The 26,772-nt window shown below is 73.6% G+C and carries 24 protein-coding genes and 1 pseudogene; 6 read left to right on the top strand and 19 right to left on the bottom strand.

All coding sequences use genetic code 11. From position 1 onward, the window contains the following. Positions 1 to 27: 27 nt before the first annotated feature. The 8 genes and pseudogenes from ACZ6RC_RS11045 to ACZ6RC_RS11080 form a co-directional block, all read right to left on the bottom strand. Positions 28 to 1,236, bottom strand: coding sequence for a histidine kinase (locus ACZ6RC_RS11045; RefSeq protein ID WP_391134287.1), 1,209 nt, complete (start codon positions 1,234 to 1,236; stop codon positions 28 to 30). Next, positions 1,233 to 2,990: pseudogene (locus ACZ6RC_RS11050) on the bottom strand (sodium/solute symporter). The gene ACZ6RC_RS11045 and the pseudogene ACZ6RC_RS11050 overlap by 4 nt, the downstream one beginning before the upstream one ends. Before the next feature lie 16 nt (positions 2,991 to 3,006). Then, positions 3,007 to 3,435, bottom strand: a complete 429-nt coding sequence (locus ACZ6RC_RS11055; protein WP_469581054.1) for a hypothetical protein — start codon at positions 3,433 to 3,435, stop codon at positions 3,007 to 3,009. Positions 3,436 to 3,559: 124 nt separating this feature from the next. Continuing rightward, positions 3,560 to 4,324 carry a LytR/AlgR family response regulator transcription factor gene (locus tag ACZ6RC_RS11060; RefSeq protein WP_391134297.1) on the bottom strand — a complete coding sequence of 255 codons (765 nt, stop codon included), beginning with the start codon at positions 4,322 to 4,324 and terminating at the stop codon, positions 3,560 to 3,562. 105 nt (positions 4,325 to 4,429) lie between these two features. Continuing rightward, entirely contained in the window at positions 4,430 to 5,305 is an 876-nt protein-coding gene (locus tag ACZ6RC_RS11065) for an Fpg/Nei family DNA glycosylase (protein ID WP_469581058.1), read from the bottom strand. Between the two features lie 147 nt (positions 5,306 to 5,452). Beyond that, positions 5,453 to 6,787 (bottom strand): wax ester/triacylglycerol synthase family O-acyltransferase, encoded by a 1,335-nt coding sequence (locus ACZ6RC_RS11070; protein WP_469581061.1) that lies wholly within the window; start codon positions 6,785 to 6,787, stop codon positions 5,453 to 5,455. Positions 6,788 to 6,862: 75 nt separating this feature from the next. Next, a complete protein-coding gene (locus ACZ6RC_RS11075) occupies positions 6,863 to 8,860 on the bottom strand; it encodes a SpoIIE family protein phosphatase (RefSeq protein WP_453610780.1) in 1,998 nt (665 codons plus the stop codon). A gap of 342 nt (positions 8,861 to 9,202) precedes the next feature. Beyond that, positions 9,203 to 10,378: a DUF6777 domain-containing protein gene (locus ACZ6RC_RS11080; protein WP_469581064.1), complete on the bottom strand. Its 1,176-nt coding sequence runs from the start codon at positions 10,376 to 10,378 to the stop codon at positions 9,203 to 9,205. Between the two features lie 216 nt (positions 10,379 to 10,594). On the opposite strand from ACZ6RC_RS11080, the gene ACZ6RC_RS11085 reads away from it, so the two are divergent. The 4 genes from ACZ6RC_RS11085 to ACZ6RC_RS11100 all read left to right on the top strand — a co-directional run bounded on the left by ACZ6RC_RS11085 (position 10,595) and on the right by ACZ6RC_RS11100 (position 13,783). After that, positions 10,595 to 11,440 carry a YndJ family protein gene (locus ACZ6RC_RS11085; RefSeq protein ID WP_469581066.1) on the top strand — a complete coding sequence of 282 codons (846 nt, stop codon included), beginning with the start codon at positions 10,595 to 10,597 and terminating at the stop codon, positions 11,438 to 11,440. Beyond that, on the top strand, positions 11,437 to 11,979 hold the full coding sequence (locus ACZ6RC_RS11090; protein WP_469581069.1) for a DUF1990 family protein: 543 nt from the start codon (positions 11,437 to 11,439) through the stop codon (positions 11,977 to 11,979). Before ACZ6RC_RS11085 ends, ACZ6RC_RS11090 begins: the two co-directional genes overlap by 4 nt. A 76-nt stretch (positions 11,980 to 12,055) precedes the next feature. Further along, positions 12,056 to 12,250 (top strand): hypothetical protein, encoded by a 195-nt coding sequence (locus ACZ6RC_RS11095; RefSeq protein WP_469582885.1) that lies wholly within the window; start codon positions 12,056 to 12,058, stop codon positions 12,248 to 12,250. A gap of 111 nt (positions 12,251 to 12,361) precedes the next feature. Continuing rightward, on the top strand, positions 12,362 to 13,783 hold the full coding sequence (locus tag ACZ6RC_RS11100) for a lipase maturation factor family protein (protein ID WP_469581071.1): 1,422 nt from the start codon (positions 12,362 to 12,364) through the stop codon (positions 13,781 to 13,783). 112 nt (positions 13,784 to 13,895) lie between these two features. Here the strand turns inward: ACZ6RC_RS11100 and ACZ6RC_RS11105 are convergent, their stop codons facing one another. From ACZ6RC_RS11105 to ACZ6RC_RS11115, 3 genes are all read right to left on the bottom strand, one after another. Continuing rightward, positions 13,896 to 14,066, bottom strand: a complete 171-nt coding sequence (locus ACZ6RC_RS11105; protein WP_391134322.1) for a hypothetical protein — start codon at positions 14,064 to 14,066, stop codon at positions 13,896 to 13,898. Between the two features lie 345 nt (positions 14,067 to 14,411). Then, positions 14,412 to 15,881, bottom strand: coding sequence for an SDR family NAD(P)-dependent oxidoreductase (locus tag ACZ6RC_RS11110; protein WP_453610790.1), 1,470 nt, complete (start codon positions 15,879 to 15,881; stop codon positions 14,412 to 14,414). A gap of 62 nt (positions 15,882 to 15,943) precedes the next feature. After that, positions 15,944 to 16,702: a (2Fe-2S)-binding protein gene (locus ACZ6RC_RS11115; protein WP_469581075.1), complete on the bottom strand. Its 759-nt coding sequence runs from the start codon at positions 16,700 to 16,702 to the stop codon at positions 15,944 to 15,946. Between the two features lie 127 nt (positions 16,703 to 16,829). Here ACZ6RC_RS11115 and ACZ6RC_RS11120 point away from each other — a divergent pair, with 127 nt between their 5' ends. Together ACZ6RC_RS11120 and ACZ6RC_RS11125 are read left to right on the top strand one after the other, a co-directional pair. After that, a complete protein-coding gene (locus tag ACZ6RC_RS11120; RefSeq protein ID WP_469581077.1) occupies positions 16,830 to 17,582 on the top strand; it encodes a carbonic anhydrase in 753 nt (250 codons plus the stop codon). A gap of 117 nt (positions 17,583 to 17,699) precedes the next feature. Next, a complete protein-coding gene (locus ACZ6RC_RS11125; protein ID WP_391134333.1) occupies positions 17,700 to 18,761 on the top strand; it encodes a DMT family transporter in 1,062 nt (353 codons plus the stop codon). On the opposite strand, the gene ACZ6RC_RS11130 is transcribed toward ACZ6RC_RS11125, so the two are convergent. The 8 genes from ACZ6RC_RS11130 to ACZ6RC_RS11165 all read right to left on the bottom strand — a co-directional run bounded on the left by ACZ6RC_RS11130 (position 18,642) and on the right by ACZ6RC_RS11165 (position 26,765). Further along, entirely contained in the window at positions 18,642 to 20,069 is a 1,428-nt protein-coding gene (locus ACZ6RC_RS11130) for a transglycosylase family protein (protein ID WP_469581080.1), read from the bottom strand. The two genes, ACZ6RC_RS11125 and ACZ6RC_RS11130, sit on opposite strands and share 120 nt — an antisense overlap. A gap of 376 nt (positions 20,070 to 20,445) precedes the next feature. Further along, entirely contained in the window at positions 20,446 to 21,081 is a 636-nt protein-coding gene (locus ACZ6RC_RS11135; RefSeq protein ID WP_469581083.1) for an aspartate/glutamate racemase family protein, read from the bottom strand. Further along, complete coding sequence (locus ACZ6RC_RS11140) at positions 21,078 to 21,422, bottom strand: GNAT family N-acetyltransferase (protein WP_469581086.1); 345 nt, start codon at positions 21,420 to 21,422, stop codon at positions 21,078 to 21,080. The genes ACZ6RC_RS11135 and ACZ6RC_RS11140 overlap by 4 nt, the downstream gene beginning before the upstream one ends. A gap of 19 nt (positions 21,423 to 21,441) precedes the next feature. Beyond that, positions 21,442 to 21,867, bottom strand: coding sequence for an aspartate 1-decarboxylase (gene panD, locus ACZ6RC_RS11145; protein WP_391134342.1), 426 nt, complete (start codon positions 21,865 to 21,867; stop codon positions 21,442 to 21,444). Positions 21,868 to 22,312: 445 nt separating this feature from the next. Further along, positions 22,313 to 23,575, bottom strand: a complete 1,263-nt coding sequence (locus ACZ6RC_RS11150) for an ABC transporter permease (RefSeq protein ID WP_469581089.1) — start codon at positions 23,573 to 23,575, stop codon at positions 22,313 to 22,315. Next, the gene (locus ACZ6RC_RS11155) at positions 23,569 to 24,282 is read right to left on the bottom strand and encodes an ABC transporter ATP-binding protein (RefSeq protein WP_453610888.1); all 714 of its coding nucleotides are present in this window, start codon (positions 24,280 to 24,282) and stop codon (positions 23,569 to 23,571) included. Before ACZ6RC_RS11155 ends, ACZ6RC_RS11150 begins: the two co-directional genes overlap by 7 nt. Further along, entirely contained in the window at positions 24,279 to 25,859 is a 1,581-nt protein-coding gene (locus ACZ6RC_RS11160) for a peptidoglycan-binding protein (protein ID WP_469581093.1), read from the bottom strand. Before ACZ6RC_RS11160 ends, ACZ6RC_RS11155 begins: the two co-directional genes overlap by 4 nt. Continuing rightward, complete coding sequence (locus ACZ6RC_RS11165; RefSeq protein WP_453610894.1) at positions 25,860 to 26,765, bottom strand: hypothetical protein; 906 nt, start codon at positions 26,763 to 26,765, stop codon at positions 25,860 to 25,862. Positions 26,766 to 26,772: the final 7 nt, after the last annotated feature.

Here is a 26,772-nt window from a genome sequence, read left to right on the forward strand (position 1 = left end):
GTCGGCCGGCTCCGCACCACCGTCGGTCTAGCCGGGTGTGGGGTGCACACCGGCCCGGTACTTCGGGATCCGTACGGTCACCTTCATCCCCGCGCCGGTGCCGGTCTCGATGACCAGGCCGTACTCCGCGCCGTACACCTGGCGCAGCCGCTCGTCCACGTTCGACAGTCCGATCCCGGAGCCCGTGGGCCGTTCACCGCGCAGGATCGCGCGCAGCACGGCGGGGTCCATGCCCACGCCGTCGTCCTCGATCGTCACCACCGCCTCCGCTCCCGCGTCCCGCGCCGCGAGGGTGACCCGGCAGACGTGCACGGAATCCTCCAGGCCGTGCTTGACGGCGTTCTCGACGAGCGGCTGGAGGCAGAGGAACGGCAGCGTCACCGGCAGGACTTCGGGGGCGATCTGCAGGGTCACCTTGAGCCGGTCGCCGAACCTCGCCCCGGCCAGCGCCAAGTACTGCTCGATGGAGCGCAGTTCGTCGGCGAGCTGGGCGAACTCCCCGTGCCTGCGGAAGGAGTAGCGGGTGAAATCGGCGAACTCCAGGAGGAGTTCACGGGCCCGTTCCGGATCGGTCCGTACGAACGAGGCGATGGCGGCGAGGGAGTTGAAGATGAAGTGCGGCGAGATCTGCGCGCGCAGGGCGCGGATCTCCGCCTCCACCACCCGCGTCCGCGACCGGTCGAGCTCGGCCAGCTCCAACTGTACGGACGCCCAGCGGGCGACCTCGGTGGCCGCCCGCACCAGGACGGCGGACTCCCGCGAACCGTAGGCGACGAGCGCTCCGAGCACGCCGTCCTCTCCGGTGAGCGGGGCGATCACCGCCCAGCGCAGCGGGCATTCGAACTCCCCGCAGCCGGTGTGCGCGGAGCGGCTGCGCCCCGAGGCGAGCGTCTCGGCCACCTGGTGCATGACGTGGTCGCGGTGGTGGCTCTCGCCCGGCCCGTCCCAGGCGAGGACGGCGGAGCGGTCGGTGAGGCAGAGCGCCTCGGTGCCGAGCAGGGACCGCAGCCGCCGGGCGGCCTTGCGGGCGGTGTCCTCGGTCAGGCCCGCCCGCAGCGGCGGCGCGGCGAGCGAGGCGGTGTGCAGCGTGTGGAAGGTGGCGCGTTCGACTGGGGTGCCGAGGTCGGGGTCGGCGTCCCGGTCGCCGCGCCGGGCGGTGAGCCGCCCCAGCACGAATCCGACGGCGAGCAGGACGGCCGCGGCGGCGGAGGCGGCCGCCAGGGCGGTCCCGCTCATCGGCCGGCCCCCTCGCGCAGCAGCTCCTCCGGCAGGTGCAGCCGGGCCAGGATCGCCGGGGTCCCGGCCGGGACGTGCCGGGGGGTGGCCAGCGAGACCAGCACCATCGAGGCGAAGCCCAGCGGGACCGACCAGACGGCCGGCCAGGCCATCAGGGTGTGCGCCTAGCCGTCGGCCGGGGGCAGCCCGGCCCGGGTCGCCATCACCGCGGTGAGCGCCGAACCGCCGCCGAGGAGCAGTCCGGCCATCGCGCCGGGCGGGGTGAGCCGCCGCCACCAGATGCCGAGGACGAGGAGCGGGCAGAAGGAGGAGGCCGAGACGGCGAAGGCGAGGCCGACGGCGTCGGCGACGGGGACCTTGGACGCCATCACCCCGACGGCCAGCGGGACGGCGGTGGCCAGCAGGGTCGCCAGCCGGAAGTGGCGTACGCCCCGGGACGGCAGCACGTCCTGGGTGAGGACCCCGGCGACCGACATGGTCAGCCCGGAGGCGGTCGACAGGAACGCCGCGAACGCCCCGCCGGCCAGCAGCGCGCCCAGCAGGTCTCCGAGCACCCCGCCGAGCATCCGCTCCGGGAGCACGAGCACCGCCGCGTCGGCGGCGCCGGTGAGGGCGAGTTCGGGGGCGTAGATCCGGCCCAGCGCGCCGTACACCGGCGGCAGGAGGTAGAAGACGCCGACCAGCCCGAGCACGACGAGGGTGGTGCGGCGGGCGGCGCGGCCGTGCGGGCTGGTGTAGAAGCGGACGGCGACGTGGGGCAGCCCCATGGTGCCGAGGAAGGTGGCGAGGATCAGCCCGTACGTGGCGTACAGCTGGTGCCCGTCGCGCCCTCCGGCGAGCGGCTGCGACCAGCCGAGGGGGTCGGCGCCGTCGGAGGCCCTTCCCCACCCCTCGGCCGGGGGCACCCCCGTGCGCTCCGGGACCTTCGCGCCCGCGGGGAAGGCGAGTTCGGTACCGCCCTCCACCCGGTGGGTGCCCGGTTCGAGCGTGACGGAACGGCCTTCGTACGCGCGGGCGTCGATCCGTCCCGTGACGGTGAGGGCGAGCGGGGCGTCGACCTCGATCCGGACGGTGTCGGCGACGCGGACGACGGTGTGCTCGCGGAAGACCGCCGGTGCGTCGAAGCGGACCCGGGGCGCGTCGTCGCCGGACCAGGCGGCGGCCAGGAACAGCGCGGGCACGAGCAGGGCGGTGAGTTTGAGCCAGTACTGGAAGGCCTGGACGAAGGTGATGCTGCGCATGCCGCCGGCGGCGACGATGCCGGTGACGACGACGGCGACGAGGAGGCCGCCCACCCAGTCGGGCGCGCCGGTGAGGATCTCCAGGGTGAGTCCCGCGCCCTGGAGCTGGGGCAGCAGGTAGAGCCAGCCGATCCCGACGACGAAGAGACTGGCGAGCCGGCGGGCCTGCGGCGATTCGAGCCGGGCCTCGGCGAAGTCGGAGAGCGTGTACGCCCCCGAGCGGCGCAGCGGGGCCGCGACCAGGACCAGCAGGACGAGATAGCCGGCGGTGTAGCCGACCGGGTACCAGAGCATGTCGGGGCCCTGGACGAGGACGAGTCCCGCGATGCCGAGGAAGGACGCGGCGGAGAGGTACTCGCCGCTGATCGCGGCGGCGTTGAGCCCCGGACCGGCGGTGCGGGACGCGACGTAGAAGTCGGAGGTGGTGCGGGATATCCGCAGACCGAGGGCGCCGATGAGCACGGTCGCCACGACGACGGCGGTGACGGCGGCCACCGCGTAGGTGTGGTTCACGTCCGTTCCCCCGGGCTCAGCGGCCCTCGACGAGGCCGGTGAAGTCCCGCTCGTTGCGTTCGGCCCTGCGGACGTACCAGCGGGCGACGGCCCAGATGACCGGGTGGACGCCGACGCCGAGGGCGGCCCAGACGACGGCTTCGGGGGCGGGGAGCGCGAGGAGCAGGGGCAGGGAGCCGACGAGCAGGGCGAGCGCGCCGAGGGCGGTGAGCGCGGCCCTCAGCTGGCTGCGCATCAGGGAGCGGACGTAGGTGTGGCCGAGGGTGGTCTGTTCGCTGATCTCGTGACGGGCGGGCGGATGGCCGGCTCGCCGCCCGGCGGGCGGGCGCGGGCCGGACGCCTGCCGGGGCACGCCGGGCGTCCCGGTGGCGCCCTCGCGCAGGGCCGAGGCATGCGTGACGGTCTCGCGCCGGGGCCGGCGCGGCGGTGGCTCCTGCTCGGACATCGGCGTCCGCTCCCGCCTCTGATCGACCTGCTGGGGCGGGTGGAGTCTACGCAGAAGCGATCACGGGCGGTAGACGCGTGGGCGGGCGGCCGGGGCGCCGGCGGCGGGCGAGAGGGGCGGGCCGTCAGGGGCGCCCGGCCGCCCGGCGCATCAGCAGGTCCCGCAGGTCGCGGGCGTGGCGGCGGCTCACGGAGAGTTCGGCGGCGCCGACCCGTACGGTGGTCGCGCCGCCGTCGAGGCGCAGTTCGTCGATGCGGTCGAGGGCCACGAGGTGGCTGCGGTGGATCCGTACGAATCCGCGGGCCGCCCAGCGCTCCTCCAGCGTGGACAGCGGGATGCGGACGAGGTGGCTGCCGCCGTCGCCGGTGTGCAGGCGGGCGTAGTCGCCCTGCGCCTCGACGTACTCGATGTCGTCGACGGCCACGAACCGGGTGACACCGCCCAGCTCCACCGGTATCTGCTCCGGCGCGCCGCCGGGCGCGGGAGGCGGCGGGGCCACGTGGACCAGGTCGCGGACGCGCCGGACCGCTTCGGCGAGCCGCTCCCGGCGCACCGGCTTCAGGACGTAGTCGACCGCCTTCAGGTCGAAGGCCTGGACGGCGAAGCCCTCGTGGGCGGTGACGAAGACGATCAGCGGCGGCCGGGCGAACCCGGCGAGCAGGCGGGCGAGGTCGAGCCCGGTGAGTCCGGCCATGTGGATGTCGAGGAAGACGACGTCGACGGCCTCCTCGCCGTCGGGCCCGGCCTCCAGTGCCCGCCCGATCCTGCGCAGCGCCTCGGTCGCGTCGGTGGCTCCCTCGGCGCTGCGGACCCGCGGGTCGGCACGGAGGAGGTAGAGGAGTTCCCCGAGGGCCGGCTCTTCGTCGTCGACGGCCAGTACGCGCAGCATGCAGCGGAGTGTAGGCGGGGCGGAGCCGGGGCAGAACCGGCCACCGCGGGCCGGGGGCGCGGGGGTGTGCGCTTCGGGCGTGGCGCGGGGGTGCCTGTGGCGGGGCTACTTCAGCAGGCGGGACAGCCTGCGGTCCGCGAGCGGTTTGCCGCCGGTCTGGCAGGTGGGGCAGTACTGCAGCGAGGAGTCGCTGAAGGACACCTCGCGGATGGTGTCCCCGCAGACGGGGCACGGTTCGCCGGTGCGGCCGTGCACCCGCAGCCCGCTCTTCTTCTCGGCCTTGAGCCTGCCCGCCGCGATGCCGTGCGAGCGTTCCACGGCCTCGCGCAGGGTGGTGCGCAGCGCCTCGTACAGGGCGGCGGTCTCGGCCTCGGTGAGGTTCTGGGTCGGCTTGAAGGGGGACATCTTCGCCACGTGCAGGATCTCGTCGCTGTACGCGTTGCCGATGCCGGCGATCAGGCTCTGGTCGCGCAGGGCCCCCTTGATCTGGCGGCGTTCCCCGGCGAGCAGTGCGGTGAACGCGGCGAGGTCGAATGCGGCGGCGAGCGGGTCGGGCCCGAGGCGGGCGACGCCCGGGACGTCGAGCGGGTCGCGGACGAGGTGGACGGCGAGCCGTTTGGTGGTGCCGGCCTCCGTGAGGTCGAAGCCGTCGCCGGTGACGAGGGCGGTGCGCAAGGCCAGCGGGCCCTTGCCGGGCCGCGGCGGTCCGGAGGGCAGCGGGTCCTTCCACTGCAGCCAGCCCGCGCGGGCGAGGTGGACCAGGAGGTGGAGCAGCTCACCCGTGGTGGCGGCCGTCCGGATGTCGAGGAACTTGCCGCGCCGTCCGACCGAGACGACCTCGGCACCGTCGAGGGCGGTCAGCGGGGGGTCGTACGTCTTGAGGACGCTGATCGCGACCGGGATGACGCGGGCGATCTCCTTGCCCACGAGATGCTCGTCGAGGAACTCTCGCAGGGCTTCCACCTCGGGCAATTCGGGCATGGCTCCACCCTGCCCCACCCATGGCCCCGACGCGCGCCCAGGGGACTCCTCCTGGCCGTCGGCGTGTCGACCGCCGGGAACCGAGGGGCGGGCGAGCGCGCGTCCGCCGTGGGCCCTCCGGCCGCCGTCCCCACGCCACCGTGCCGTTCAGGCTCCGTCCGCCCGGGGCAGCACCTCCAGTTCGGCGGCCAGGGCGGATGCCAGGGCGTCCAGGTCGGGGACGGCCTTGCCGTCGGCGACCAGGCCGATGTGGACCCGGCCGCCGTAGGGGGACATGGCGACGGCGAGGGACTGGCCGCGGGCGAGCGGCGCCATCGGGTACAGCTCGCGCAGCGGCGCGCCGCCGAGGGAGAGGGCCGAGCGGGGCAGCGGCACGTTGGTGACCAGGACGTCGAAGAGGAGGCGGGCGGCTCCCGAGGCCAGGGGGGCGCCGAAGCGGTGGGCGAGGGGTGGCAGCTGGTCGGCGAGGACGGCGACGGCGCCGGCTCCCCGCATCGGCCCGTCGGCCTTGTTCCGTTCCATCCCCCGCCGTACGGCGGCCAGCCGGGCGCCCGGGTCGGGCTCGGTGACCGGCAGGGCCAGGAGGTAGGCGGACAGGCTGTTGCCGGTGCCGGAGGAGGCGCCCGGGCGCCGGCGCGAGACCGGGACGAGGGCCCGGGGGTCGGCGCCGGGGAGCGGTTCGCCGCGCTCTTCGAGCCACCGGCGCAGGCCCCCCGCGACGACGGCGAGCAGCACGTCGTTGGCGGTGCCGCCGGAGGCGCGGCGCACCCGCTGGATCCGGTCCAGGTCGAGGGCGGTGGTGGCCACCCGGCGCGTGCCGCTGGAGTGGGCGGCGAGGGCCGTGGCGCCCCGGGGTTCGAGCCGGCTGGCCCGGAGCACACTGGCGCCGACCTCGACGGCCCGTCCGAGGTCCTCGATGCGGCCGCGGGCGGCGCCGACGAGCCGGCCGGGCCCGGGGAGCCAGGAGCGCGGGGGCACGGGGCGGACGCGCCGCCCGGCGGCCGCGCGGACGGCTGCGATCTCGTCGAAGATCCCGGCGCCGATGGCGACGGCCCGCATGCCGTCGGCGAGGGCGTGGTGGAGTTTGACCAGGACGGCGAAGGAGCCGTCGCGGGCTCCGGTGAGGAGGAACATCTCCCACGGCGGTCGCCCCCGCTCCAGGGGCCGCTCCATCAGGTCGCCCGCCAGCCGGGCGGCCTCGTCCGCGAAGTCCGCGCCCGGCAGGACGATCCGACGCACGTGCCGCCGCACGTCGAAGTCCTTGTCCGACGCCCAGGCCGCACCGCCGACGGGAAGCCAGACGTCACGGACCCGCATGCGCAGCCGGGGGATCGCCGCCGCCCGGCGGGCGAGCAGGTCGAGGAGGTCGGTGTCGTCCGGCGCGGGCCCGAAGTGGGCGAGGGCGCCCAGGTGCATGGGGTGGTCGGTGGATTCGAGGTGCCAGAAGGCCAGATCGAGGGGTGCCAGAAGCTCGGTGCTCAACGCATCCTCATGTCCTAGGTCGTGTCCGGGAAGGGCAGCGGAAGCCCGAAGTCAATCGCGGACGGTCGGTTACGGTCAAGTACGATCCGTATACTCTGGGTTAACACTGAACTCGCACCACACGCATTTGCCGCTGCCGCGTGATTCCACGCCCCAGACGTCCGAGAGCTGGTCGACGAGCAGCAGCCCGCGCCCCGAGACGCCCGCCTCGCCCGCCTCCCGGCGCCGGGGCAGCGCGCTGGAGCGGTCCTCGACCTCCACCCGCAGCCGTCGCTCCGGGTCGCCGAGCATCCGCAGGGTCACGATCGCCCCTCCGTCGGTGTGCATCAGCGCGTTGGTGACCAGCTCGTCGGCGACCAGCTCGATCTCGTCGGAGCGCTCGCCGCCGCCCCAGGCCCGTACGGCGGCCCTGATCATGTGGCGGGCCGAGCTCAGCGCCTCGGGGTCGCTCTGGCCGACGTGCTGCTGGAGCCGGCCGCCGGACCGGGGGAAGTACGCCCCCTCGCGCCGCAGCAGCAGGATCGCCACGTCGTCGTCGCCGCCCCGCTCGTCCACGCTCTCGCAGAGGTGGTCGGCGAGCTGCTGGAGGTCGCGCGGGCCGCGCCGGACCAGCGAGGAGAGCCACCGCATGCCCTCGTCGAGATCGGAGCCCGGCGCCTCCACCAGGCCGTCGGTGTACAGGACGAGGGTCTGTCCGGGGTCCAGCTCCAGGGCGGTCACCGGATAGTCCAGGCGGCCGAACTCCGCGGAGAGACCCAGCGGCAGCCCGCCCTCCACCGGGAGCCGCCGGCAGCCGCCCTCGGTGTCCTGGATCAGCGGGTCCACGTGTCCGGCGCGCACCAGCTGGACGACGCCGGTCGCGAGGTCCGCCTCCGCGTAGGTGCAGGTGGCGAAGCGGTCGGTGTCCAGCTCGTGGAGGAAGACGGAGGCGCGGGCCATCACCGTCGCCGGGTTGTGCCCCTCGGCGGCGTAGGCCCGCAGCACGATGCGCAGCTGTCCCATCACGGCCGCCGCGTGGGTGTCGTGCCCCTGGACGTCCCCGATGACGGCGCCGACCCGGCCGCCGGGCAGCGGGATGATGTCGTACCAGTCGCCGCCGATGTCCCGGCCGAGGCGGGCCGAGCGGTAGCGGACGGCTATGTGCGCTCCCGGCACGTCGGGGATCCGGCGGGGCAGCATCGCCTGCTGGAGCCCCTCCGCCAGGTCGTGCTCCTGTTCGTAGAGCATGGCCCGCTGGAGGCTCTGGGCGATGCTGCTGGCGAGCGCGACCAGCAGGTTCCGCTCGTCGGCGCTGAACCCCGTCTTGTCGCTGTAGAGCAGCCCGAGCGCGCCGACCGGGCGGGCCTGGGCGATCAGCGGCAGGTAGGCGGCCGAGGTGATGCCGAGGCCGCTGATGTGCGGCCACAGGACGGGGTAGGACCGGGCGAAGTCCTCGGGCGAGTCGATGAACCGGGGGGTGAGGGTCCGGATCACCTCGCTCATGGGGTACGGCTCGTCCACCCGGGTGAAGCGGGTGCCGGGCACGAAGGCGCCGTTGGGCCCCTCGGCGACGAGGTGGATCCGGCCGGACTGGAGCAGGCCCATGACCAGGCTGGTGGCGCCGAAGTACTCCAGGCCGTGGGAGTCGTTCAGCAGGTCGATGACGTCCTTGACGGTCCGGGCGTGGGCGAGGGCGGCGGTGGTGCTCTCCACGACGCTCGTGCGCTTGCGCCGGCCCTCGTCGAGGCCGAGCCGGGCGGCGGACTCGGTCAGCTCCTCCGAGGCGTCGCGGACGATGCCGAGGATCCGCCGGGGGCGCCCCGCCTCGTCGCGGTGGATGACGCCCTGGGTGTGGGTCCAGCGCTGGCTTCCGTCGCGGCGGCGGATCCGGAAGTAGGCGCCGTAGCGTCGGCTGCCGTCCTTGAGGGCGTGGGTGACGAGGGTGTCGAGCCGGCGGGCCTCGTCGGGCAGCACCCGGGAGCTGAGGGTGGCGGGGTCGCCGTCGTACTCGTCGGGGGACATGTCGAAGAGCTTCAGCGCGCCGTCGTCCATGACCATGGTCCCGGCGGTCAGGTCCCAGTCGAAACTGCCCATCCCGAACTCCTGGCCGAAGTCCCGGAGGAAGCGGCACCGCTCACCCCCCGCCCCTGCCGCACAGAGGCAGCGCTCCGTCGAATCGCCGCCCCCTCTGCCCGCGTCCATGATGGCCACGCTAGGCGCAGGTCGGGCCGCGCGCACGGCGGAGATCGCCCGCCGGAAAGACGCCTTACTGGCAGGTCTTCCGAGGGCTCGGGCGTGGCCGGAGCCGGGGGGGCTTCCGGTGCCGTACGGGACGTACGGCCAGGGGATCGGTGCCGGACGAAGGCGCCGCGACGGCGTCGCACGGACGGAGCGGAGGAGCCCGGTGCGCGCCGCACCGGGCTCCTCCGCTCCGTCCTATCCCTCGTAGGTCTCGGGCTGCCGCGGGCCCTCGCCGGAGGGGTACAGCTCCTCCGGCAGCGGAATGCCCAGATCCGGTCCCATCGGGACGCCCGGGTCCATCGGCGCGTCCGGATCCGGCGGCGGCTGGTCCCCCGGCGGAGGCTCGGGAAGCGGCTCCACCGGTGGTTCCATCGGCGGTTCCATCGGCTGCTCCGGCTCCTGCGGGGCGGGGTCCGAGGGGGCCTCGCCGGGCGGTGGCACGGAGGTGTCCGGGGGCGCCTCCCGGGGCGTGTCCGGCCCGTCGGGGCCGGTCGGCGGCGGGGCCGGCGCGTCCGGCGGCCGGCGGGACGGGGCGGCGACGAGGTCGCACTCGGCGGGGTCGCACGGCGGTACGACGTCGGGGTCGCGGTCCCCTTCCCCGTCGGATCCGCTCCGCCGTTCGATCCAGGTGTTGTCGGCGACGTTCACGATGACCAGGCTGCCGACGACGGTGGTGGTCGGGGTGACGGCGACGACCCGGTCGGGGTGGTAGCCCCTCCAGGGTTTGCCCCTGTGCGCGGCCCCCTTGTCGTCGACGGGCGAGCGCAGCGGGTTGCCGCAGGCGCAGCGGACGCGGGGCGCTCCGTAGCCGTCGACGAGGACCGCCGTGCCGGCCTGGAGGACGGCCTGGAAGGGCGCGGCCTCGCCGGCGCGGTAGCCGTGGCCGGTGACCCGGGTGTCGGTGCGCAGCAGGACCGGGGTGAGGTCGCGCAGCCAGTCGGCGATGCCGGACTCGGGCACACCGGAGCTCTCGGCGAAGGCCCCCGTCTTGGCCGGGTCCTCGGTCAGGAGGGCGACCTGCCGCTCGACGTCGCAGCTGGCGACGGAGCGGGTGCCGCCGTAGAGGCCGGGGGTGGAGCCGGTGACCTCGCGGAGCGCCCGGCCGCGGGCGGGCGCCGGGGAGGCGGGTGCCCGGGCCACGGCGGTCGTTCCCGCCGCGACGGTGGTGGCCGTGGCGGTGGAGGCGGTGAACGGGTCGGGGCCCGGGGCGGTGGCCGGCTGGAGGAGGACCTCCCCGAAGGCGGCGGTCGCCTCCTCGGTCCCGCTCCCGCCCGCGTCGCCGCCGGACGAGCAGCCCGCGATCAGCAGCGCGGAGGTCAGCGCGGCCAGCGCGGCGAGGGGCCGTGGTGGCCGGCGCAGGGGTGAGCGCACGTGGTTCTCCCGCCTCTTTCGCCCCGAGACGCTTCCTTCACCCGGCCGTTCTCCACCCGGGACGGGACATTCCCTCATGTCTGTCGCATCCCGCCGCGCACCGCAATCCGGGTGCGGCCATCCGGTCGTCCGCCGACACCCGAGCACTTGAACACGTTCAAGAGACGGTCTACGCTCGACCATGACACTTGAACGCGTTCAACAAGGGGTGGCCGCATGTCCGTACTGGTCGGACTCATCGTGATGCTGGGGATGCTGGCCGTCGTCCCGGCCGGACTCCGCCTGCTCGACGGCCCTCAGCCCGCCGCCCTGCGCCCGCTGGCGCGGGCCTGGCCGCTGCTCGCCCTGCCCGGGGCCGTCGCCCTCTGGCTCCCCCGCGGCCCCACCGCCGCCGCGCTCGCGGCCGTCTACGCCCTCGCCACGCTCGCCCTCGCACTGCACGCCCCGCTGCGCCTCGCCGCGACCGGCTCCCTCGCCCCGGCGGAAATCGCCGTGCTCACCGCCCTCGCGGCACCCTCGGTGGCGGGCCTCGCCCTGGTCGCCGAACGGGCCGGTCACGAACTCCTCGGCTTCGACCTCGACATCCTGGCCCTGACCGTCCCGCACTTCCACTTCGCGGGCTTCGCCGCCGCCCTCGTCGCGGGCCTGGTCTGCCGCGCCTCCCCCGGGCCCCTGGCGCGGTTCGCGGCCCTCAGCGTGCCGCTCGGCACCCTGCTGGTCCTGGCGGGCTACTTCATCGACGACTGGGCCGAACTCGCCGGAGCAGTCGTCCTCACCGGGGGCATGTGGGCGGTCGCCCTGCTGACCTGGCGGGACGTCCGTACCGGCGTGGCCGACCCGGCCACCCGCGCCCTTCTCGCCACCTCCGCGGCCGTCCTCGTCGCCACCATGCTGCTCGCCCTGAGCTGGGCGCTCGGCGAGGCGACCGGCCTTCCCCACCCCAGCCTGACCTGGATGGCCGCCACCCACGGTCTTGCCAACGCCCTCGGGTTCGCGCTGTGCTCGGTACTCGCCTGGCGCCGACTGCGCACCCTCGCACCCCGATCGGAGACCGCGTCATGACCCGTCTGATCCGCAGCCTCGCCACCGACACCCCCGCGGGCCTGGCCTACCCCGGCCTCGGCGCCACCGCGTCCGGCCCGCTGCCGGCCGGCTACCACCACCTGCACCACACCACCCGGATCGGGCACGGCCGCGACGCCTTCGAGACCGCCGGGGCCGCCGTCACCACCTGGCGGATGCACCGCTCGTCGGGCGCCCGCGTCCGCAGCGCGGCCGTCCGGGCCGAGCCGGGCGCCTTCGTCGAGATCTCCGTCGGCGCCGGCCCGCTCCGCCTCGCCGCGCCCTGCGAGGTCGTCTGGACGGCGTACGAGAAGGACCGCACCGGATTCGCGTACGGCACCCTGGCGCGGCATCCCGAGCGCGGCGAGGAGTCCTTCGTGGTCGATCTGCACGCCGACGGCTCGGTCTGGTTCACGGTCACCGCCTTCAGCCGCCCCGCCACCTGGTACACCCGCCTCGCCGGACCGCTGATCCCGGTCCTCCAGCACGCCTACGCCCGGCATCTCGGACGTACGCTGCGGCGCATCGTCGAGGGGTGAACGGCGTACACCGGGCGTTACGCTCCCCCTGTACGGATTCGTCCGGTATGCGTCACTTGTTCATGACCTTCCGCGTATGCGTGACATCCCTTCCGAGGAGTCGGCGATGAGCCAGTACGACGAATACACCAGTCCCTCGCAGGCCGAGGGCGAGCGGCTCGACGAGGACATGGACGCCCAGGAGAGGAAGCAGCGCCATCCGCAGACCATGCGCACCACGCCGTCCCAGGCGGAGGGCGAGCGCGCCGCGGAGGACGAGGAGAAGGGCTGACCCGCGGGCCTAGGCCGTGTGGACCGCCGCCGACGGTGCGGAGCGGTCGCCGGCCGGGCCCGGTGAACGGACGGGGTGAGGCTGGGGGCGCACGGGCCGATACTGGAGGGGATGGAGTGGTTCACCTCGCCCGACTACTGGCTGAGCCGGATCGTCTTTCAGCGCGGGCTCGCCGGGCTCTACCTCGTGGCGTTCGTGTCGGCCGCGCTGCAGTTCCGGGCCCTGATCGGCGAGCGCGGCATGCTCCCGGTGCCGGAGTACGTCCGCCGGGTGGGCCCGCGTCGGGCCCCCAGCCTCTTCCACTGGCGCTACTCCGACCGGCTCTTCGCGCTGGTCGCCTGGACCGGCGCCGCCCTGGCGCTCGCGCTGGTGGCGGGCGCGGGGGACGCGGTACCGCTGGCCGTCTCGATGCTGCTGTGGGCGGTGCTCTGGGCGCTCTACCTGTCCATCGTCAACGTCGGCCAGACCTGGTACGGCTTCGGCTGGGAGTCGCTGCTCCTGGAGACGGGCTTCCTCGCCGTCTTCCTCGGCAACGACGACACGGCCCCGCCCGTCCTCGTCCTCTTCCTGCTGCGCTGGCTGCTCTTCCGGGTCGAGTTCGGCGCAGGTCTGATCAAGCTGCGCGGCGACCGCTGCTGGCGCGACCTGACCTGCCTGTACTACCACCACGAGACGCAGCCGATGCCCGGCCCGCTCAGCTGGTTCTTCCACCATCTCCCCCGGCCCCTCCACCGGGCCGAGGTCGCCGCCAACCACGTCGTGCAGTTGTTCGTCCCGGTCCTGCTCTTCGCTCCGCAGCCGGTGGCGACGGTCGCGGCCGGCCTGATGGTGCTCACCCAGCTCTGGCTGGTGCTCTCCGGCAACTTCGCCTGGCTGAACTGGATCACCATCGTCCTCGCGCTCTCCGCCGTGGACGCCTCGCCGCTGGTCGGTGACCATCCGCAGCCCGATCCGCCGCTCTGGTACGTGGTCCTGGTCGTCGCGGCGACGGCGCTGGTCCTCGGCCTCAGCTACCGCCCCGCCCGCAACCTGCTCTCCAAGAACCAGGCGATGAACCGCTCGTACGACCCGTTCCACCTGGTCAACACGTACGGCGCCTTCGGGTCGATCGGCCGGCTCCGGGACGAGATCGTGATCGAGGGGACGGACGATCCGGCGCCGCACGCGGGCACGGTCTGGCGGGAGTACGGCTTCAAGGGCAAGCCGGGCGATCCGCGCCGGATGCCCCGGCCGTTCGCCCCGTACCATCTGCGGCTCGACTGGCTGATGTGGTTCGCGGCGCTCTCCCCCGGTTACGCGCGCGAGTGGTTCGGGCCCTTCCTCGAGCGTCTGCTCGAAGGCGACCGGGACACGCTGCGGCTGCTGCGTCACAACCCCTTCCAGGACCGGCCGCCCACCCATGTCCGGGCGCGGCTCTACCGCTACCGGTACACGACCTGGCGTGAGCTGCGGGAGACCGGCGCGTGGTGGCACCGGACGCTGGAACGGGAGTACATGCCGCCGATCCGGCTCCGGGACGGCGAGTCCCGATGAGCGTTCGGTGATGCGCCCCGGTGGGCAGACGGCCGGACAGCGCTGTGCCCCCGGCCGGGGTCCGGACGGGGGCACAGGGCGAAGCGACGAATCGCGACTCGGTCGATCCCGGTCAGTCGATACCGGGCAGGATGTGCGGCTCCGCGAGGTCGTCTTCGTAGCCGGCCAGCCTGATGGGCGCCGAGCGGGCCCACACTTCCAGGCTGCCCAGCTCGCCGGACCGCCGGGGCCGCTCCGGGCGGTCGGCCGGTCGCTGTTCCTGCTTCGTCAGTTCTGGTGTCACCGCGCACTCCCTTGTGTCGCGTTACCAATGAGGACATGGCCGTTCGGTCGCGGTGGCGCCGTAGAGGGGCGGGACCGCGGCCTTGGTGGAAGGCCAGTCCCCAGGCCGACCGTGAGGGTTTTGTGAAACCCCGGTGGCCGACCGTGGTCCTCAGAGTAACCAAATGAGCGCGCTCGCGCTCTATGGGGCTCGAAAGTGTGACGCGATCGGGTGAATGTCGTACGGGTGAGCGACCGCCGGGACGGATGGTCGCGAGGCGTGCCCGCCCAGGCCGGAGGCGTACCGGCCAGGCGGGAGCCGTGCCGGGCGGCCGCCTGGGCGGCACGACCCGGCTGTCCGGCAGGTTTACCAGTTGGCCGGGGCGTAGTCCTTGAGGAAGCAGCCGTACAGGTCCTCGCCGGCCTCGCCGCGCACGATCGGGTCGTAGACCCGGGCCGCGCCGTCGATCAGGTCGAGGGGCGCGTGGAAGCCCTCCTCGGCGAGACGGATCTTGTCCGGGTGCGGGCGCTCGTCGGTGATCCAGCCGGTGTCGACGGCGGTCATGAGGATGCCGTCGGAGTCGAACATCTCCTGCGCGCTGGTGCGCGTCAGCATGTTCAGCGCCGCCTTGGCCATGTTGGTGTGCGGGTGGCCCGCTCCCTTGTAGCCGCGACTGAAGACGCCCTCCATCGCGGAGACGTTCACGACGTACGTGCGCTTCGCGGCGGCGGCCGCCATCGCCGGGCGGAGCCGGCTGATCAGGATGAACGGCGCGGTGGAGTTGCACAGCTGCACTTCGAGCAGCTCGACGGGATCCACCTCGGAGACGGTCTGGATCCAGCTGTTGGTGTCGTGCAGGTCGGGGACGAGACCGCCGGCGTCGATCGCCGTACCGGCGGCGATCCGCTCCAGGGAGGCCGAGCCGCCGACGAGGGCCAGCTCGGTCACGTCCTGCGCGGTGAGCGCGTCACCCTTGCGGGCGGACGGCAGCGCCGGGATGGTGTCCACCGCACCGGAGCCGAAGGTCCCGATGATCTGGGCGGGCGGCAGCTCACCGGCCGGCAGCGGCGCGGCCTCGGCGGCGACCAGCTCGCTGTACGCGCCCGGGGAGCGGCGCACGGTCTGGGCGGCGTTGTTGATCAGGATGTCCAGCGGGCCCTCGGCCGCGACGGAGTCGGCGAGCGCCACGACCTGGGCGGGATCGCGCAGGTCGATGCCGACGACCTTCAGCCGGCCGATCCACTCGTCGCTGTCCGGCATCGCCTTGAAGCGGCGGATGGCGTCGTTCGGGAAGCGGGTGGTGATGGTGGTGTGGGCGCCGTCGCGCAGCAGCCGCAGTGCGATGTACATGCCGATCTTGGCGCGGCCGCCGGTGAGCAGGGCGCGCTTGCCGGTGAGGTCGGCGCGGGCGTCCCGACGGGTGCGGTTCTCGGCGGCACAGGCCTGGCAGAGCTGGTGGTAGAAGTAGTCGACCTCGATGTACCGGGTCTTGCAGATGTAGCAGGAGCGGGGGCGCTGGAGTATCCCGGCGATCTGTCCGGCCTCGGTGACGGAGGAGGGCAGGATGCCCTCGGTCTCGTCGTCGATCCGCTGGGCGGAGCCGGTGGCGGTGGACTCGGTGACCGCCTTGTCGTGCGCGGTCTTGGCGGCCCGGCGCTCCTGGCGGCGGCGCTGCTTCACGGTCCGGTAGATGCCGGCGGTGGCGCGGCGGACGGCGATCGCGTCGGGGTGGTCGACGTCCAGCTCGTCGAGCTCGTCGAGGACGCTCAGGCAGACGGCCAGGCGCTCGGGGTCGATGCCCGGCCCGTGCTCCTGGGTCTCTTCAGTCACCGTCATGGCCTTTGCCGTTCCTCGATCGCTCATACGCTCGCGCGCGCTCGTCTTTCAAAAGAGGAACTTTACGGAGCCGGAGGGCGTGTCTCCAAACCCGTGACGGGAGGGTGTTCGAACACACAGTCGCCGCAGAGTCCGCCGTTCGGGGAGCGGTAGTAGAGGCAGCAGGTGGTACGGCGCAGGGCGGGACCGCGGACGGTGCGCGCGAGGTCGGGGTGGGCGAAGAGCCCGGAGACGAGGGCGGCCGCCCGCTCGCCCGCGTCCGGGCGGCCCTGGGCGCGGGCCCAGCGGACGAGTTCGCGCAGGGCGCCGGCGAGCGCGGAGCCGGCGTTGCCCCACAGCAGCCGCGGCGAGATCCGGCCGTCGGCGCGGAAGGCGTGGGCGAGGGGTACGAGGTGGGCTTCCAGGACGGCCTCGCGCAGCTCCTCCACCGTGCCGGGGCGGGTGGCGGTGCCGGACCACCAGAGGTCGTCGGGCGAGGTGGCCGTCCCGTCCCAGTGGACCTCCCGGGGATCGAGGTCGGGGAACCTCCCGTGCAGGGCCGCCGGACCGAGGGCGACCGACCACAACCGCGCGGCGAGCCCGAGATGCGCGAGCGAGGCGGCCACCCTCCGCTCGGGCGTACGGATGCGGGCGGCGACGGAGTCGACGCGGGCGGTCAGGGGGCCGATGCGGCCCGCGTAGAGGCCGGCGAGGGGGTGGGCGGTGGAGGCGGACACCGGGGGCGCGGGCGGGGCGCTCTGCTCGGGCGGGGTCACGGGCGCGGGCGGGGTCGTCCGCAGCGCGAAGAAGCCGCCCACCGACGCGCTCTCGACGAGATCCACCGATCTGCCTCCTTGACGTGCCCGCCCGGCATGGGCGCGGTCAAATGTGGGTCACACCCGGTCATGGCCAGGTCATGAACGGACCAAGCCGGTCGCGGTGCCCGTTGATCACCGTAACGCTCGGCGCATGACCACCTCCCCGCGCACGTCCCCCTCCACCCCTCCCACAGCGCCCGCGGTGTCGCGGCGGCGGGCGGTGCTGACCCTGACGGCGGCCGCCTCCCTCGCGGCGGGCGTTCCCGCGGCCCGCGCCACGACCCTCACGTCACCGCCCCCGTCGCCGTCGGGCCGGACACGGGCCGAGAAGCCGCCGACGGCGGCCCGCGCGCTGGCCGAACTCCGCGCGGGAAACGCCCGCTTCGCGGCCCTGCGACAGCTCCACCCGCACGAGGACGCCGCCCGGCGCGCGGCCGTCGCCGTCTCGCAGCACCCCTTCGCGCTCATCCTCGGCTGCGTCGACTCGCGGGTGCCGCCCGAGCTCGTCTTCGACCAGGGGCTCGGCGATCTGCTCGCCATACGGTCGGCCGGGCAGGTCCTCGACGAGGCCGTTCTCGGCTCGATCCAGTTCGGTGTCACGGAGCTCGGCGTTCCGCTGGTGGTCGTGCTCGGGCACGAGCGCTGCGGGGCCGCGACGGCCGCGGTCGAGTTCGTCCGCACCGGGAAGCCCGCCGAGGGGCACCTCGCCCGGCTCGTCGAGGAGATCGCCCCGGCCGCGCGGGAGACGCGCGGCCTGCCGGGCGACTGGGTGGAGAACACGGTGCGGGCCAATGTGGCCCGGATCCGGCGGCGACTGGCTCGGGATGAGGCGTTCGACCGGGCCCTGATCGTCGGTGCCCGCTTCGACCTGGATACCGGAAAGGTCGCATTCCACCCGTCCTGACCTGCGACGGCGTACATCTCAGGGTGTACGGATCGGGCCCGTACTGCGTCAGCAGTACGTCCGAGGGGGTTCCCAGGTACGACGACGTGAACGCCGAAAGGAGAGATCGTTGGAGGTATGAACCCCCTCTTGCCGTCCGTGCTCCTGTCACTGGTCTCGGCGGTCGCCTACGCGGCCGCGGCGATCGTGCAGGAGCGCGTGGCGGCCACCGCCGGCGGCCACACGTACGCCCCGCTGCGCACCCCGGCCTGGTGGGGGTCCGTGGTCCTCAACGGCCTGGGGGCCGCGCTCCACGTGGCCGCGCTCGCCTACGGTCCGCTCAGCCTGGTCCAGCCCCTCGGCGCGCTCACGATCGTCTTCGCGCTGCCCATGGCGGCGCTCTTCGTCGGCCGCCACGCCGGCCGCACGGCCTGGCGCGGCGCGGTCATGGCCACGGTCGGTCTGGCCGGGCTGCTCAGCCTGACCGGCAGCGCCGGGGCCCGGTCCCTGGACGGCGGCGAGAGGTGGCTGCTGGCCGCCGGGACGCTCGGCGTGATCGTCGCGCTGTTCGCCGCCGCGCGCGTGGTGGGCCGTTCCGTCCTGCGCAGCGTGATCCTGGCGGCCGCAGCGGGCGTCTCCTTCGGTATCGCCTCGGTCTTCACGAAGACGGTGGCGGAGGAGTGGACGGCGAGCGCGCCGCTGGCCCAGTGGCCGAGCCTGCTGGTCCTGTCGGCGCTCGCGATCACCGGACTGCTGCTCTCCCAGGCCTCCTACCGGGGCGCGGGTCTGGCGGCGCCGCTGGCCACGGTCACGGTGGTCAACCCGGTGGTGGCCGCTGCGGTGGGCCTGACGCTCTTCGGCGAGACCTTCCGCTACGGCGCCGCCGGCACCGTGGCGGCGCTGATCTGCGGCGCCGTGACGGCGGCCGGCCTCGTCCAGCTCACCACGGACCGCCTGGCGGCGACGGCGCAGGTCCCGCACACGGTGGTGGACCGGGAGGCGGGGAACCCGGAGGCGCCGTCCCCGTGCCCGGATCCGGGGTCGGGCCCGCGCGCGGCGGGCCCGACACCCCCTAGGGGCTCAGATGGAGACGCCGCGGGCGCGGAGGTACGCCAGGGGGTCGATGTCGGAGCCGTATCCGGGGCCCGTCCGTACCTCGAAGTGGAGGTGCGGCCCCGAGCTGTTGCCGGTCGATCCTGAGCGGGCGATGCGCTGACCGCCGGTGACGCGCTGGCCGTCGCGGACGTGCAGCGCCGAGAGGTGGGCATACTGGCTGTAGCGGCCGTCGTCGTGGCGGATGACGATCTCGTAGCCGTACGCGCCGCCCCACCCCGCGGAGACGACCTTGCCGTCGGACACGGCCTTGACGGAGGTGCCGGTGGGGACCGGGAAGTCGACCCCGGTGTGATAGCCGCTGGACCAGGAGGAACCCGCCTTGCGGTAGCGGGTGCCGAGCGAGGCGGAGACGGGGGCGCTGTAGCGGTCGTCGGCCCGGGGCGCGGGTCTCGTCGCCGGTTTGGTGACGGGCTTGGTGACCGGCCTGCTCACCGGCTTCGTGACGGGCTTGGTCACCGCCTTCACGGGCGGCTTGGACGCGGGCCGGGTGACGGGCTGGGTCCTGGTGACCGGCGCCTTGGCCACGGGCGGCTTCGTCGCGGGTGCCTTGCTCGCGGGTGCCTTGCTCGCAGGCGGCTTGCTCGCGGGCGGGGCCGTGGTCGCCGGGGCCTTGGCCGAGGGGGCCTGGGCGGGCGGGGATTTGGGCGCGGAGATGCGCAAGGTGAGCCGCTGCCCGGGGTGGATCATGTCCGGGTCGCCGCCGACGACGGCGCGGTTCTCCTGGTACAGCTGCGGCCAGCCGCCCCTCACCCGCTCTTCGCGGGCGATCCGGGAGAGCGAGTCGCCCGGCGCGACGGTGTACATCTCGCGGACCGTCGGCACGCTGGTGGGAGTGACGGCGGCGGGAGGCTTCGGTGCGGCGGTCGACGGCTTCTGGCCGGTCGGTCTCTTGCCCGTGGGGCTCTGCCCCGTGGGCTGCTGCCCCTGCTGCTGCCGGGCCGACCGCTCCGTCTCCTGGCCGCCGGAGCCGCGTTGCGCGGGGAGGGTGGCGGGCCGGACGTCCGGCGCGTCACCGCCGCGGACGAGCCCCGCCCGCGGGGAACAGGTCGGCCAGGCACCCGGCCCCTGGCCCTTGAGGACCTTCTCCGCGATGACGATCTGCTGGTCCTTCGAGGCCAGGTCGGCGCGCGGGGCGTAGTGCGTACCGCCGTACCGTTCCCAGGTCGACTGGCTGAACTGCAGCCCGCCGAAGTAGCCGTTGCCGGTGTTGATGGCCCAGTTGGAGGAGGATTCGCAGGCGGCGACCTTCTCCCACACGTCGAAAGAGGCGGCCTGCGCGGAGCCCGCCCCGATCAGCGGCAGCGCGAGTCCGGCGCCGCTCGCGGTGACCGTGAGCGAAGCCCGGTTGATCCGGCTCTGCTGAGGTCTGCGGTGTCGTCCGCGTAAGGCCATGGTCCCCCCTTGGGCGCATCAGCAGCCGACCAAGTTACGGGTAATCCACAGACCGTGACAAGGCCCCGCGCGAATTCCGCGCGGGGCTCGACTTCCTCGTGTCACACGCCGCTCAGGGGCCGGCGGGGCCCGGCTGGGGCTGAGGCTCCGGTTCCGGTACGGGCGTGGGCTGCGGCGGCTCGGGCACCGGGTTCGGCGGCGGAACCGGCGTCGGCCCGGGCGTCGGGGGCGGGACGGGGCCCGGAGGCGGGACCGGCGAGGGCGGCACCGGATCGGGGTACGGGTGGGTCATGACGGGCCTCTCGGTCGACTCGGCCGTTCTGCACCAGGTTCTACCGGTGCGCGTGCCCGCGCCCGCCGGATCCATTCCTTCGGGTCAGCGGCCCGCCGCGGCGGCTGCGGCGCCGAGACCGGACGCGGGGCTGGAGAGCACGGGCAGCGGTGTACGCGTACGGGCGGCGGCGTCCGCCATGGAGGCCTGGGCCAGCACGACGACGGTGTCGCCGCCCGGGTCGATCCGGTCCACGGCGGCGGCGACGGCGTCCAGGTAGCCGTCGCGGTCGCCGGCCTCGAAACGCTCCCACGCCTCCCCCACCAGCAGGGTCTCCACCGCCGGGGACCGGTCGCCCGCCTCCTCGCGCAGGAGCCCGAGGGTGGGCTCGACCGTGGACGCCACGGTCGCGACGACCACGATCCGCGCATGCCGGGCGGCCTCGGCCGCCATCGGCCGGTCCACTCGCAGCACCGGCACACCGAGGGAGGCCGAGGCGCGCTCCGCGACGGCCCCGAGAGTCGAACAGGTGCAGAGCACGGCGGCGGCGCCGTCCCGGACGGCGCGCCCGAGAAGGCCACGGACGGCTCCGGCCACCACTCCCGGGCCCTCGGCCCGGGCCCGTACGAGCAGTTCCGCGGCGACGAGGTGCCGCAGGGCGAGCCCGGGGTGGTATCGGTCGCGTAGGGCGTCGAAGACGGGGACGTGGCCGTCCGAGGTGTGCAGCAGCGCCAAGGTCACCAGAGTTCCGGCGCCTCCTTGAGCTGGGCCTTCGCCGCCTGGACGACCTCGGCCGACGCCGCGGGCGCCTCCTCGGGATGCTTCCGCGCCCAGGAGTCGGCGTACGGGCAGAGCGGCACGACGGGGGCGCCCTCACGCGCGGCGCCGGCGTAGAACTCGCGCACGAGCGATCCGGCGATGCCCTTGCCCTCGTGACCGTCCTCGACGACGGTGTGCACGGCGACGAGGGCGTGCGGCGGGGCGTCGAGGACGAAGTAGACGATCACACCGACGCAGGTGTCACCCTCGTACGCCTCCAGGCGCCCCTCGGCCCGGTCGTCGCGGATCCTCAGCTCCGCCATGCGAGACGCCTCCCCCGGCTCAGACGTGCGCGGCGACGGCCTGCGGGCTGCGCCGGGTGTCACTCCCGGGCACGGGCGCGGACGCGTCGGCCCCCACCTCCACGATCCGGTTGTCCGCGTCCACGTGCACCACCCGCGGCACGAACGCCCGCGCCTCGGCGTCGTCGACCTGGGCGTAGCTGATGAGGATCACCAGATCACCGGGGTGCACGAGGTGCGCGGCGGCGCCGTTGATCCCGATCACCCCGGACCCGCGCTCGCCCTCGATGACGTACGTCTCCAGCCGGGCCCCGTTGTCGATGTCGACGATGTGCACCAGCTCCCCGGGCAGCAGATCGGCCGCCTCCATGAGATCGGCGTCGACGGTCACGGAGCCGACGTAATGCAGATCGGCCTGTGTGACGGTGGCCCGGTGAATCTTGGACTTGAACAGAGTGCGCAGCACTGTGGACTCCTCTAAGACGGCTCCCTGCCTGCTTCTACAGGTCAAGGGCATTTTCGACTCTACACCGACACCCCCGTCCGTCCGATGTTTGTGAGGAACATCGCTCCGGTCAGGTGAGACGGCTTCCCACCTGGGCTTTCCCTTCGCACCGGCGCCTGTTGGGACGATCGCCCCGGAACGCGCGGGGACTCATGCTGACCGAATGCTGATTTTCCTGATGAGTCATCAGGTATGCGGGAGCCCACTCTGCACACACGGACGACGTGCGCCCACGCACCACCGAACTGTCGGGCACCGACATCGCTCCAGTTCACGCAACACGCCCCCTTTGGGCCATCAGCCGATCGACGCTCGACCGCTCCGGAAGTCGGCCCGCTGCCTGCCGCCCGCCCGAGGCCCCTCGGCAGCGTGGAACTCGCGAGCGACGGCCCACGGGTGGGGCCGGTCAGCCGCGAAGGGCTTCGGCCGGTTGTACGGAGGACGCACGCCGAGCGGGATAGATCCCGGCCACGACTCCGGTCGCCAGACCGATGAACGGGGCGGTCGCGAGGATCACCGGGTGCATGACCGGCGTCCACTCCCTGATCAGCGCCACCACCAGGACGGCCAGCGTGCCGATGGCCGTGCCGATGAGTCCGCCGAACGCGCCCAGCGTGCCCGACTCGGCGAGGAACTGGGTGGTGACATGCCGCCTCTGCGCGCCGAGAGCACGGCGCAGACCGATCTCCCCGGTGCGCTCCAGGACCGCTACCAGGGTGGTGTTGGCGATCCCGACCGCTCCGATGACCAGGCACACCCCGGCGAGCAGGAGAAACAGCTGTTCGAGGTCAGAGGTAACCGAGGACCGCAGGCTCTTCGGGTCGGGCGGTGGAACCGCCTTCAAGTACTCCGGGTGGTCGGGGCGCAGCGCCGTGGGGGCTTCCCCGGCCACCTGACGGGCGGCGCCCAGGTCGGTCGCGATGAGCATTCTGGCGCCCTGGGCGGGCCGCCCCCAGAGTTCGACCGCGGTGGTGTGCGGTACGAGAACGGAGAGGAGCACGTCCGGCTGGCGCTGGACGTCGTCGACGATGCCGGTGACGGTGAACGGCTGCCCTCCGATGAAGATCGCCGGTCGGGTCTCCAGTGTGGTGATGCCCAGGCGTGCGGCGATGCCCGAGCTGATGACGGTGACGCGCTGGCGGGTGTCACTGTGGAAGTCGTCGTACAGCCTGCCCTGGGAGAGCCGGGGTTCGGCGGCGCGCAGTGTGCCGGGGGCGGCGGCCACCACGTTGAGGGTTTCCCCTCCGGTGTCGCCGACCGGGGCGGCGGTGACGGTGAGTTCGGCGGCGCCGTAGCGGGGTTGTACCGTCCACAGCACGCCGGCGTGCCGCACCCCGTTGAGCCGTTCGACGCGGTCCGAGGCGTCGTCAGGGAACGCCGCGTCGGCGAACTCGTCCTGGTCGCGGGCGATGTCCTCGACCGTCACCTCCGTCGCGGAGAGCACGTTGAAGCGGGAGTCGATCTGCGAGGAGGCGGTGGCGGTGAGGCCGAGTACGGCGACGAAGGCGCCGACGCCCAGGACGGTGCCGAGCATGGTGAGCGCGGAGCGGGCGGGGCGCTGCAGCATCCCTGCCAGCGCTTCGGCCAGCAGGTCCCGTGACACGAACGTGGAGTGCCCGATGGGGGGCGGGGGCGCGGTGTCCCGTGCCTTTCGGTTCCGGCTCAGCATGCGCGTGCCCGCTCGCTCTCGCTCAGTACGCCGTCCCGGATGGTGACCGTCCGTCGGCCGCGGGCGGCCACGGCAGGGTCGTGTGTGATGAGGACGATCGTGATGCCCTCGGCGTTGAGGGCTTCGAGGAGCCGAAGCACCGCCTCGGCGTTGCCGGTGTCGAGGTTTCCCGTCGGCTCGTCGCACAGGAGCAGCGAGGGCCGGGCGACCAAGGCCCGCGCGATGGCCACCCGCTGGCGTTCGCCGCCGGACATCCGGGTGGGCAGTGCGTCGGTCCGGTGGCCGAGGCCGACCCGATCCAGCGCCTCGCGGGCCCGCTGGGGGCGTTCGCGGCGCGGGGCGCCGCCGTAGACCATGGCGAGTTCGACGTTCTCGCGGGCGCTGCGGTGCGGCAGCAGGTGGAAGGCCTGGAAGACGAACCCGATGCGGCGGCCGCGCAACGTGGTGCGCTCGGTGTCCCTGAGCCGGCCGGTGTCGATGCCGTCGAGGAGAAAGCTGCCCGTCGTGGGCGTGTCGAGGAGTCCGGCGATGTTCAGGAACGTGGACTTGCCCGATCCGGAGGGGCCGACGACGGTGATGAACTCGCCCTTGTGGACCGTGAGGTCGCTGGGGCGGAACGCCTCCACGGGCGGCGGTCCCGGATAGGTGAGGCCGACCTGCCGGAATTCGATGACGGGCGGTTCGGGCGGGGTCGCGGGCGCAGTCATCCGGTGTCTCCCTGCGCGGTGGAATCGGCGCGGACGCCGGTCACCACGCGGTCGCCCGCGCCGAGGGCCCCGCGGTCCAGGGGGATGACCTCTACATGGCCGTCGCCGGTGGTGCCGGGTCTCACCCGGACCCGGCGCTGCCTGCCGTCCTCCTCGAGCGCGGTGACCGCGGTGGAGCCGTCGGCGCCGGCCGACACCGCCGTGACGGGTACGACCAAAACCTTGCCGCGGGTCGTGGCGGCCAGGACGGTCAGGCGGACGTTCTGCCCGGTCCATTGGGCCTCAAGGGGCCGGCCCGGCGCCAGGATCATCAGATAGCCGTCCGCGTCGGACTGCCCGCCGGCCTGCTGTCCGTCCTGCGTGTCGCCGGCGGGCTGCGGGGTCGTACGGGCGGTGGCGACGGACCGTACGGAGGCCGGGGCGGTGGCGCCGTCGAGCTCGGAGAGGATCTCGGCCTTCTGGCCCGCCCTGATCAGGCCCTTCTGGTGGTCGGGCACGTAACCGTGCACCACCAGGGGGCCCGCGGCGACGGTCATCACGGCCCCCTGCACCTTCGTGCCGAGCCGTACGGGAAGGTCCTGCACCCGCGCCGGGAAGCTCTCCAGGAACGCGACCTCGCCGGACGGGACCATGGGGCCCGCGGCCGCCCGCGCGGCGACGAGGGCCTCGCGAGCGGTGGCCAGGTCCTCCCCGGCACGTGCGACGTCCTTGCGGAGGCCCTCCAGGTCGCGGCCGCCGCCCTTCGCCTCCCCGGCCGTTCCCTCGGCCGAGCCGGCCGTCCCCGCGGTCGAGCCGGCGGTCTTGCCCGAGCCCGATTCGGAGCTGCCGGAGCGGGAGAGGGAGTGGGAGCCGGCATCGGCTTCGGACCGGGAGCCTGTCTCGGCGGTCTTCAGCGCGTCCTCGGCGTCGTCCAGCGCCCGTTCGGCCGAGGTCACCTGTGCTTCGGCCGAGGTGACGGTGTTCGATCCGTCGGCGCCGCCGACCTGGACGGGTTCGTAGCCGAGCGCGTCGTAGAGCGCGGTGACCGCCGACTTCGTGCCCTCGCCGAAACGCCCCCGGTTGTCGGGGGAGGTGGAGTGGCCGAGCCGCTGGAGCGCGTCCTGGAGCCGGCCCACGTCGCTGCCCTGGGCACCGGGCTTGAGGTCGCGGTAGAGCGGAACGGTGCCCTGGAGCGCGATCACCGGACGGCCGGAGACCTCGACCAGCAGCCGGCCCGCGCGCACCTGGTCGCCTGCCTTCAGCGGCAGCTTGGAGACCGTGGGGCTGCCTCCTTCGGGCGCGCCGCCGGGGGTGATCTCCACGCTCTGGCCGGCGACCACGGTGCCGCGAATGATCATCGAGGATGCCAGCGTCCGGTACTCGACCGGCGCCGTGATCACGGAGGGTGCCGGGGGCCGGGAGTCCGCCGCTGCCTGCGCGGGCGACTTGATCAGCAGGGAGGCCCCGAAGCCCGCCCCGGTGAGCGCGACCGCGCCCGCCGCGATCAGGGCGAGCCAGCGGCGTCTGGTCCGTACACCGTCACCCCCGTGACCGGCGACCGTCTCGGCCGCCTCCGAGGAGTGCTCGTCGTTCTGCATTCAGTTCGCCAGTGCCGCGTTGGCCGACTTGATGACCGCGCCTTGGTCCTTCTTGATCTCGGCGAAACCGGCGGCGTTCTGCTCGATGTAGTCGTTCTGGATCTGCGTTTCGAGGCGGAGCAGGACGGTGGCGAGTTTCGTTTCCTGCTTGCACTTCACGTCGGCCTTGGCCGCGGCCTTCTCCTGCGGTGACGCGGAGTTCCCTTGGAGCGTGAACTTCTCGCCGGACTGCAGGAATGCGGCGTGCTGGTATCCGGCCTTCTTCATGCAGGACACCCATGCGTCCTGCACCTTGACGAATTCCGGCATCCTCTGGGCCTGCTCGAAGCTGGAGAAGTCGATGCTGAGCAGTCCGATCTTGCCCTTTTCGGGGTTCTGCACCTTCTCGAGCCCCAGCTTGCGCTGGGCCTCCCCCACGCAGCCGCCCTCGGGAATGTCCTTGCCCCGGTAGCTGCCGCCCGAGCCCGCCTGGCCGCCCTTGGGAGCCTTGGCGCCGAAGACCATGTACGCCTCGGGCGGAAGCTTGGGTTTGCCGGACACCGCGCCTCGGGTGTGGTCGTCGCCCGCCAGAGGAATCATGTGGTAGCCGTGCTCGGCGGCGACCTTCTCGCTGACCACGCCGTAGCGACGGCTCACGGCCTTGACGGGCTCGGCCTTCGTGACCGGCCAGTCGAACCCGAACCGCTTCATGCAGTCGGAAGCCAGAGTGGAGTGCGCGGTGTCCACCAGCGCCTGCTGCTCGGGGGTGAGGAAATAGGCGGACACAGGGAGGACGATGTCGGCCTCCGTGACGACCTCCCGGGCAACGGAACCGCCGGCACCGACGCCTTCCGGGGCCTCCTCCGCGCATCCGGTGAGCAGCAGCGTGCCGATCCCGGCGGCGATGACAAGACGTGTGTAACGCAAAGGGATC

It is taken from the genome of Streptomyces sp. NPDC048353, assembly GCF_055587165.1.

Coding starts and splice junctions, on each gene's coding strand:
- ACZ6RC_RS11155 (WP_453610888.1), bottom strand. CDS start 24,282: ATGACTGCGCCCGCGACCCCGCCCGAACCGCCCGTCATCGAATTCCGG.
- ACZ6RC_RS11140 (WP_469581086.1), bottom strand. CDS start 21,422: ATGGCGGAGCTGAGGATCCGCGACGACCGGGCCGAGGGGCGCCTGGAG.
- ACZ6RC_RS11130 (WP_469581080.1), bottom strand. CDS start 20,069: ATGGCCTTACGCGGACGACACCGCAGACCTCAGCAGAGCCGGATCAAC.
- ACZ6RC_RS11065 (WP_469581058.1), bottom strand. CDS start 5,305: ATGCCCGAATTGCCCGAGGTGGAAGCCCTGCGAGAGTTCCTCGACGAG.
- ACZ6RC_RS11100 (WP_469581071.1), top strand. CDS start 12,362: ATGGAGTGGTTCACCTCGCCCGACTACTGGCTGAGCCGGATCGTCTTT.
- ACZ6RC_RS11125 (WP_391134333.1), top strand. CDS start 17,700: ATGAACCCCCTCTTGCCGTCCGTGCTCCTGTCACTGGTCTCGGCGGTC.
- ACZ6RC_RS11090 (WP_469581069.1), top strand. CDS start 11,437: ATGACCCGTCTGATCCGCAGCCTCGCCACCGACACCCCCGCGGGCCTG.
- ACZ6RC_RS11120 (WP_469581077.1), top strand. CDS start 16,830: ATGACCACCTCCCCGCGCACGTCCCCCTCCACCCCTCCCACAGCGCCC.
- ACZ6RC_RS11055 (WP_469581054.1), bottom strand. CDS start 3,435: ATGTCCGAGCAGGAGCCACCGCCGCGCCGGCCCCGGCGCGAGACCGTC.
- ACZ6RC_RS11085 (WP_469581066.1), top strand. CDS start 10,595: ATGTCCGTACTGGTCGGACTCATCGTGATGCTGGGGATGCTGGCCGTC.
- ACZ6RC_RS11110 (WP_453610790.1), bottom strand. CDS start 15,881: ATGACGGTGACTGAAGAGACCCAGGAGCACGGGCCGGGCATCGACCCC.
- ACZ6RC_RS11160 (WP_469581093.1), bottom strand. CDS start 25,859: ATGCAGAACGACGAGCACTCCTCGGAGGCGGCCGAGACGGTCGCCGGT.
- ACZ6RC_RS11060 (WP_391134297.1), bottom strand. CDS start 4,324: ATGCTGCGCGTACTGGCCGTCGACGACGAAGAGCCGGCCCTCGGGGAA.
- ACZ6RC_RS11075 (WP_453610780.1), bottom strand. CDS start 8,860: ATGGGCAGTTTCGACTGGGACCTGACCGCCGGGACCATGGTCATGGAC.
- ACZ6RC_RS11045 (WP_391134287.1), bottom strand. CDS start 1,236: ATGAGCGGGACCGCCCTGGCGGCCGCCTCCGCCGCCGCGGCCGTCCTG.
- ACZ6RC_RS11095 (WP_469582885.1), top strand. CDS start 12,056: ATGCGTGACATCCCTTCCGAGGAGTCGGCGATGAGCCAGTACGACGAA.
- ACZ6RC_RS11150 (WP_469581089.1), bottom strand. CDS start 23,575: ATGCTGAGCCGGAACCGAAAGGCACGGGACACCGCGCCCCCGCCCCCC.